The organism is Nonomuraea longicatena (genome assembly GCF_039525605.1).
In the GTDB taxonomy this organism is placed as follows: domain Bacteria; phylum Actinomycetota; class Actinomycetes; order Streptosporangiales; family Streptosporangiaceae; genus Nonomuraea; species Nonomuraea longicatena.
Map to the genome: position 1 here is coordinate 1 of NZ_BAAAHQ010000059.1, position 7,650 is coordinate 7,650.

A 7,650-nucleotide genomic window follows, 5' to 3' on the forward strand; every position below is an offset into this window, starting at 1 on the left:
CCTCACCCATTTCGAGCACAACTACCTACCGGCAATTCGCTGAGATCACGTCACTGTCTGGCACGCTTTTTCGCGTGCGGGCGGCAGCGCTGATTCCGATGGCTCGACGTCGAGAAGCTCGGTTATTGAGATTCTTCTTCGGGATACCAGATTCACCGCCGCTTCGATGAGATCCGCGCCGTCCGAGCCAAATGCACCGACCAGCTGCCGATCTACGACGAACGCCGCCTTCGATCGGTCCTGAACGAGTACGCCGAGCACTACTGCTCGGCTTCTTGGCGGGACGGCGCTATTGGTCCGGATACGAAAAGGGGCGTGGGCAGATGGCGGCTGACCGGTTCAGCACGCACGACCTCAAGCTCGGCGACGACACCGTCACCAAACGCTACACATCGTGGGGCCGTGGAGAACCCCACCGGGAGTGGGCCGTTCTGACGCTTCTCGCCGAACACGCACCCGGCATCGCCCCGCAGCCGGTCCAGGCCGACCTCGACGCGAACCCTCCGTCGATCATCATGACCAGGCTGCCCGGAGGTGTCTTGCGGGGTACGGTCGCCACCGGCGAGCAGGTCGGCGCGGTCGCCGCGACGTTGAACCGCCTGCACCGGGAGATTCCCCCGCACGTGGTCGCGGCGGCCGAACCGGCGGCCTGGCATCCGGCGGCGGCGGTCGACAAGGTCCGCGCCTGGGCCGACAAGCACCCCGACCTTGGCGACGACCCCGCCGTGCGGCGGGCGTTCCAGCGGGTCGCGAGTGGCTGGCCTCCACGATCCCGGACACGCTCACCATCGACCCGCTGCCGCCGGTCATCGGGCTGGTGGACGGAAACCACGCCAACTACCTGTGGGACGGCGACGGCCAGCGGGTCCGGCTCGTCAACTGGGAGGACTCCGGTCGCAGCGACCGCGCCTTCGAGATCGGCGAGATGACCGAACACATCTCCCGCCTCGACGGCCACCTCGACACCGAACTGCTGCTGACCCGCCTCGACCTGACCCGGCTGGAAGCCGAGCGCGTGCAGGAGTTCCGCCGGCTCTTCGCGCTGGGCTGGTTCCTCATGCTCGGCCCCGACGGACCCGCCACCCCCCACAACCCGTCCGGCACCCTGGAACGCCAGGCCGACCGGGTACTGCGGCTCCTGCACTGAAGACACAGACGGACGTTGACGGCGTATCCGGCCAGGGCACGGGTGTGGTCGTCCTCGATCAGGGTCAGCCATGGCTGGCTTGCCGGAGGTGTCAATCACCCAGATGTCCAGTTCGGTGTCTCGTGAGTGGCATGCCGGCTCACCGACGGGGCCGGCCAGGTAGTCGTCCAGGTGGGCCGCCAGATCGGGATGCCGGCTCGGCGGACTGGTGAGACAGATACCGACGTCCTCGGTGTAGCGGCCCAGGTCACCGGCGCAGGCCCTCGTAGTACGCCGTCATCGACGGGAAGTAATCGTCGAAGTCGGGGCGCTGCGAATCGTCGCGGGAGGCGACGAGCAGGTCGAGGTAGTACTCCCAGCCTGGTCCGACCTCGCCGATGCCTTCTTCGGTTTCCAGGTGCTGCACGAACTCCAGCAGGGTCGTGCCGTCCGACTCCGACAGCAGCAGCTCCAGCGACCACGTGCCATGCTCGTCGGTGGTCGAGCACGCCAGGCGGCGCGGCGGCTCGCAGGCGTCGATACGCAGGTCCGTCCACGGCTCCTGCTCCTCGAAGGCCAGTTGCACCTTGATCGTGTGGCCCGGCGCCGGGTCGCCCTCCCACGGGCCGAACCAGCGGGCGGTGCGGTCGGACTCGGTGACGCTGGCCCACACGTCGTCGATGGGCGCGCGGAAGGTGCGGGTGAGAACGAGCCTGCTGCCGGACTCGCCGCGCAGTAGTCGGCCGGTCGGGTTCATGCGGTCTCCTCGTGGGTTTGGTCGGTCACGCCGCCGGTGCGGCGGTCGCGGCGGGTGCGGTAAACCTCTGTCTCCAGTGCGTCGAATCGGCGCTGCCAGGCGGACGGTCGGCCGAACTGCCCGAGCCAGGAGGCCAGGTCGAGCAGCCGCCTGGTGTCGAGCTCATACAGCCGCTGCCGTCCCACGAGCTCGTCGCGGACCAGCCCCGCCTCCCTGAGCACCCGCAGATGACGACTCACGGCGGGCCTGCTGATCGGGAAATGCCCGGCGATCTGTCCGGCGGAGAGCCGCTCGGCCCACAGCAACACGAGAATCTCCCTGCGCACCGGGTCGGCGATCGCCCCTGCCACCTCATCCACACGAAAAGCGTAACATGATGGTTACGCGTTAGTCCAAGGCGTGTTTCGCGGGAGGTGGCCGGCCAATGACGAAGATCACCATCCCGGCGACAGGACCGACGCACACCTGAAGGTGACGCGGCATCCTGACGCTCCTGCGCGCCGAGAGGTAGCGCCACGACTCCCGCAGCGCCGCCCTACCTCCCGGTGGCGGCGGTAGCCGGCAGACAACGCGTCCAGCAGCCAGGCCGACGCCCATTCCCGCCGGCCGCCGGCGCCTGGGCGTCGGCGGCCTCGCACCGTAGACAATCAGGGACATGGGAGACCCAATCGAGCTGGTGGACTATGACCCGATTTGGCAGCTGGAGTTTGCCGCGATCGGGAAAGCGTTGCGAGGGGCACTCGGTGACGGTGCACTGCGGGTGGACCACATCGGCTCGACGTCGGTGCCCGGTCTGGTCGCCAAGCCGACCATCGACATCCAGATCTCGGTACGCTCGCTGGAGCCACTGGATGCCTACAAGGCTCCACTGGAGCAGCTCGATCTGGTGCATCGTGCGGACAATCCCGAGCTGACCAAGCGATACTTCCGCGAGTCTCCAGGCAGCCGCCGCACCCACATTCACGTGCGCGAGCTCGGGAGCTTCTCCCAGCAGCTGCCTCTGCTGTTCCGTGACTACCTGCGTGCCCATCCCGCCACCGCAGCCGAGTTCGCCCAGATCAAGCGGCAATGCGCACGGCAGTTCCGCGATGACCGGCAAGGTTATGTCTCTGCCAAGGAGCCCTTCGTCTGGGACATCGTGCGGCGCGCCGACACATGGGCTCAGAGCCTCGGCTGGCGATCGGGCCCGAGCGACGCCTGATCCGACCGAAAGCATGATCACGCCGGGCTGGCCACCGTCCGACACTTCAATGACCTGCTGCACGCCAGCCTCGCCGGTCGGGGATTCCCGTCGATCACTCCGCTGCCGGTGCCGCAGCCGATCGGCGTCAACGGCTGGCACGCCACAGTCTGGGAGTACATCCCCCAACCGGTAGGGGCGACGCCTTCGCCGGAAGACCTCAGAGCGCTGGTACGTGACCTTCACGCGCTCCCGAAACCACCGCGAACGCCGCCCGAGGCCGACCTGCTGGGAACCCCGCGAGCCGACCTCGACAGCCACGACCCGGAGGCGTCGCCGGTGAGCCCGCGTCAGCGCGCGTGGCTGCTGGGTGAGTGCGACCGCGTCGAGCGGTCCCTGCTTGAGCTGACTGCCGACCTCGCCCAGGGGCTGATTCACGGTGACGCCCACGTCGGCAACCTGTTCGGTGCCCCTGGCGGGTGGCGGCTCGGCGATTGGGACTCCGTCGGCTTCGGCCCGCTGGTGCAGGACGCGGTCCCGGCCATGATGGGGCATCACCGTTTCGGCCGCCCACGGGATCGCTGGCTCCGCTTCTGCCGTGGCTACGGCCTCGACCCGGAGATCGAGACCACTGCGGCGGCCCGGCTTCTCCGATCTGCCCGGGAGTTGCGTTCGCTGGCCGCCTACATTCGCGCGGCCGACCATCCCGCCGTGCACGCGGAGCTGCGCCGTCGTCTCCGCTCGCTGATGAGCTACGAACGGCACGTATGGAGACCTGTCTGAAGACGTTCCTCTCTCGGAACGCTGCCGTGAGCTCACCGGCGCTGCCCGGACCGCGCAAGCAGCGATTTCCGGATTCGTTTCAGGCCTGGCCGATACCTCATTAAATGGGCGTTCTATAATCTTGATGAGGGTAGATTCGGGTCAGAACTCCAGGATGTTTCGGGCAGCAGAATGATGGGACGCTTAGGTAGCCGCAAGTCCTGCGGCAATAGCCCTTTGTGGTCGGCTGCTGCTCTGCGTGGTTCGCATCTCATTCCTCGCTCGTATCGCAGTCCTGTCGTCAAACAGATCAGTCAGTTGGACAGATTTTGGCGCCGGGATCTTGGAGGGGCTTTCTGCCAGGTGAATCATCAGGTAGGCGAGTTCGGCAGGGGTGGTGATATGGCGACTTCGGGCGGAGGTGGAGGTCAATTCTGGCTGCCATTAATCGCTGTTGTGGTTCGCCGTGATGGTGGCCCTGGGTTGTGGCCTGGAGGAGTGTTACAGGATCGGGGGGATTAGGGGTGTGATATGAATCACATTGCATAATGATCATTTGCGCACGTAAGAGTTGATGGCAATATCAACTCACGCAAAGGTCTGGTGTTAATGTACGAATTACCCAGCTCGAGGGTCGCGACAGGCAGACCCTCGTCAACGCTCGCGGCGGCCACAGTCCTCGCGGTCGCGGCATCCATCCTCGTCCCCGGCGCAATCTCTCCCGCAGCGGCCGACCCCAAGGCCCCGGCCCCGGCCGCTCCGACCACCACGCAGTTCCCCAAACCGGAAGACCCCGACGCCCCGCTTCGCGCGGCGCTCGCGGAGGCCAAGAAGCAGAACAAGCCCGTAGCGGTTGAGGCGGCCTACACCGAGACCTCCCGCACCTGGGCCTATCCAGAGGGGCACCTGACACTCCAGTCGTATGCGGGGCCCAGCCAGCTGAAGCAGCCCGACGGCTCCTGGGCATGGATCGACACCACGCTCGTCGAACGGGACGGGGTCCTCAAGCCCAAGGTGGCCAAGGCCGACGTGTCGTTCTCCCTCGGAGGGAACGCCCCGTTCGCGACCATGGAACGCGCTAAGAACCAGCGCTTCTCCCTGTCGTGGCTGACGGACCTGCCCAAACCCGAGGTGAACGGGAACGTCGCCCGCTACGTCGACGCCGCCGGGGCAGGCGCTGACCTGGTCGTCACGGCGCTGCCGACCGGGTTCCGGCATGACGTGGTCCTGCGCGAGCGTCCGACCGGGCCAGTCGAGTACCGCCTGCCCGTCGACGCCGACGGCCTCACCCTCGAAGACGGCAAGAAGGGCGAGGGGCTCGCCCTCGTCGACGACAAGGGCAAACGGCGCGCCTCGGCCGCCGAGCCCTTCGTCGTCGACGCCGGCCCCACCCCGGCCGAAGCCGACTCGGGCAAGGGCGTCCCGGCGAAGACCGGGAAGATCGACACCCGGGTGGTGACCGAGAACGGGCGGCAGGTGCTGGTCCTCAAGCCGGACCCCGCCTTCTTGAACGATCCGGCCACCCGCTACCCCCTCACGGTGGACCCCACCACCACTTTGCCGCTGCTCAGCGACGTGGTGATCGGCAGTGACGGTCGCACCTACCCCTCGCCCGCCTCACCTCAGTTGCAGACCAGCAAGGAACGCACCTTCAGCGACGGCCGCATCAGCCAGGCCCACACCCTGCTGAAGTTCGACACCAGTGTCCTGGCCGGCCGTTCCATCGGCAACGCCCGCCTGGAGATGCACGTCGAGCAGGATGTCGGCTGCCGCTGGTACGGTCCCGGCGGTGTCGAGGTCAAGCGCGTCACCTCCGGCTGGGATCCCCAGACCGTCGACTGGTCCAACCAGCCGTCGGTCACCAGCTTCGGCTCCTCCATCCAGATCTGCCCCAACTCCCCGCAGCTCGACCCCAACGGCAACTGGATCCAGCGGACCAACACCTGGGACGTCACGGCGATGGCCAACGCCTGGGCCACCGGAGCGCAGAGCGAGGGCATCCAGGTCTCGGCCTACAGCAGCTTCGATCACCAGCCCTCCCAGGGCAGCGGATTCTGGCTCTACTACCACTCCGCCGACCGCGTCGGCGGCAAGCCGCCCAAGCTGACGGTCTCCTACTTCCTGCCGCCCGAGATCCCCACCGTGACGGCCGAGTCGATCGACTCGATGACCGGCAACGACGCGATCGCCCGCAGCCAGAACGTGCGGGTGGGCTTCTCGTCCACGGTGCCCGAGGCGACCAACCTCGACTACACCGTCACCGTCAACGACTCCACCATGCAGCCGCCTCCCGCCTACCCGGCAGGGCACGTGGCGCACTGGAAGTTCGACGAGGCGACCGGCGCCGCCACCGCAGCGGACTCCGGCGGCAATGGCCACAACGCCACCTACACCGGCAGTCGGCGCGCGGCGACGTCCGGCAAGGTCGGCGGCGCGGTCAAGCTCAACGACCTGCAGGGCAGCCCCGGAGCCATTCAGGACTCCCACGCCAGCACGACCGGGCCGGTATTGAACCAGAATTCCAGCTTCTCTCTCAGCACCTGGTTCAAACTGCACAACAGCGACGAGATCCAGTACCTGGCCACCCAGGACGGGAACCCGTTCGGGCTGTCCGTCTACTATCTGGGCGCCAGTTGGCAGAAGGTACGCTTGCAGGTCTCCGGCAGCGGCGGTACCACCGGCTACGGCGTCTGGGTGGACTCGCAGAAACTCGTCAAGGCCGACACCTGGACCCATCTGGTCGCCCTCTACGACGCGGCAGCGGGGAAGATCCGGATCTACATCGACGGCGCCCTGTCCGCCGAAACCGACTACAGCCCCACCGGCACCGTCACGGGCGGCCCCTTCCGCATCGGCTCGGACAAGACCGCTTTCCGCGGCCATCTGCTGCAGGGCTCACTCGACGACATGCGCGTCTACCAGCGCGCCCTCACCGTCCGCGAGATCAAGGACTTGTACGGCGAGGTAGCCGCGACCAGCTACAACGCCAAGCCCTCCGGCCAGGTCATCAACCAGACCTTCCAGCTCCACAACCCCGCCAGCCTCAAATTCGTCGTCAAGGCCTGCCGCACCGGCGTCACCCCGCCCTCCTGCAACGAAAGCCCGGCCTACCGCATCACCAGCGACGCACCGATGCTGCCCACCGACACCGAGACCGGCATGGCGGACCCGACCCAGCCGATCCTCTCCGGCATGGTCAACCGCCCCTCCGGTGGACCAGTAACCGCCAAGTACTACCTCTACGACAGCGCTGGCACCCCAATCGGTGCAGCACCGCTCGGCAGCCGCACCGTCAGCGGCGGTGAAAGGGCCTCCTTCCAGATCCCCGTCAACACCGTCCAGCCCGGCACCACCTACAAATGGCAGATGACGGCCTGCGTCAGCGGACAGGACGGCACCGGCGAGGTCTGCACCTCCAAGACCGCCCCCGTGTCCTTCACCACTCCCGGCACACCTCCACCGCCTCCGGTGGAGAACGTCAAGAACCTGACGCTGGGCAAGGACAGCTTCGTCATCAAGACCGCCAAAACCGACCCCACCGCCTGTAACGGCAGCCCGTGCACCGTCACCGGCGATACGGTGATGCGCATCGGGGGAGTTGGCGTCGACAAGACGGCTGCTGTCATTGGGGTGAAGCTGAATGAGCTTCCTGCCGGTGCCGGTGTCTCCGAAGGCGTCCTCAAGCTCGGTGCGGCCATCTGCCCCGCAGGTACGTGCCCTGCGGACGCGGTGATCACCGCCACACCGCTAAAGAGTCCCGTCACGGCCCAAACCAAGGGCTCGGAACTGGCGGCTGATGCCGATACCGGAACCGCCCCCTATTCG

The 7,650-nt window shown here is 67.1% G+C and carries 8 protein-coding genes; 5 read left to right on the forward strand and 3 right to left on the reverse strand.

Features of this window, described 5'->3' with window-relative positions:
- Positions 1–45 precede the first annotated feature (45 nt).
- Entirely contained in the window at positions 46–261 is a 216-nt protein-coding gene (locus ABD120_RS38030; protein ID WP_343955228.1) for a hypothetical protein, read from the reverse strand.
- 62 nt (positions 262–323) lie between these two features.
- Here ABD120_RS38030 and ABD120_RS39970 point away from each other — a divergent pair, with 62 nt between their 5' ends.
- Together ABD120_RS39970 and ABD120_RS38035 are read left to right on the forward strand one after the other, a co-directional pair.
- A complete protein-coding gene (locus ABD120_RS39970; RefSeq protein WP_425564110.1) occupies positions 324–929 on the forward strand; it encodes a phosphotransferase in 606 nt (201 codons plus the stop codon).
- Positions 818–1,147, forward strand: coding sequence for a hypothetical protein (locus ABD120_RS38035; RefSeq protein WP_343955229.1), 330 nt, complete (start codon positions 818–820; stop codon positions 1,145–1,147). The genes ABD120_RS39970 and ABD120_RS38035 overlap by 112 nt, the downstream gene beginning before the upstream one ends.
- 247 nt (positions 1,148–1,394) lie before the next feature.
- Here ABD120_RS38035 and ABD120_RS38040 read toward each other — a convergent pair whose 3' ends face one another.
- Both ABD120_RS38040 and ABD120_RS38045 read right to left on the reverse strand, forming a co-directional pair.
- A complete protein-coding gene (locus ABD120_RS38040; RefSeq protein ID WP_343955230.1) occupies positions 1,395–1,883 on the reverse strand; it encodes an SRPBCC family protein in 489 nt (162 codons plus the stop codon).
- Complete coding sequence (locus tag ABD120_RS38045) at positions 1,880–2,242, reverse strand: metalloregulator ArsR/SmtB family transcription factor (protein ID WP_343955231.1); 363 nt, start codon at positions 2,240–2,242, stop codon at positions 1,880–1,882. Before ABD120_RS38045 ends, ABD120_RS38040 begins: the two co-directional genes overlap by 4 nt.
- A gap of 296 nt (positions 2,243–2,538) precedes the next feature.
- On the opposite strand from ABD120_RS38045, the gene ABD120_RS38050 reads away from it, so the two are divergent.
- The 3 genes from ABD120_RS38050 to ABD120_RS38060 all read left to right on the forward strand — a co-directional run.
- Positions 2,539–3,084 (forward strand): GrpB family protein, encoded by a 546-nt coding sequence (locus ABD120_RS38050; protein WP_343955232.1) that lies wholly within the window; start codon positions 2,539–2,541, stop codon positions 3,082–3,084.
- Positions 3,085–3,111: 27 nt separating this feature from the next.
- Positions 3,112–3,846: a phosphotransferase enzyme family protein gene (locus ABD120_RS38055; protein WP_343955234.1), complete on the forward strand. Its 735-nt coding sequence runs from the start codon at positions 3,112–3,114 to the stop codon at positions 3,844–3,846.
- A gap of 588 nt (positions 3,847–4,434) precedes the next feature.
- Positions 4,435–7,650, forward strand: a 3,216-nt coding sequence (locus tag ABD120_RS38060) for a LamG-like jellyroll fold domain-containing protein (protein ID WP_343955233.1), incomplete at its 3' end; no start/stop codon positions are given.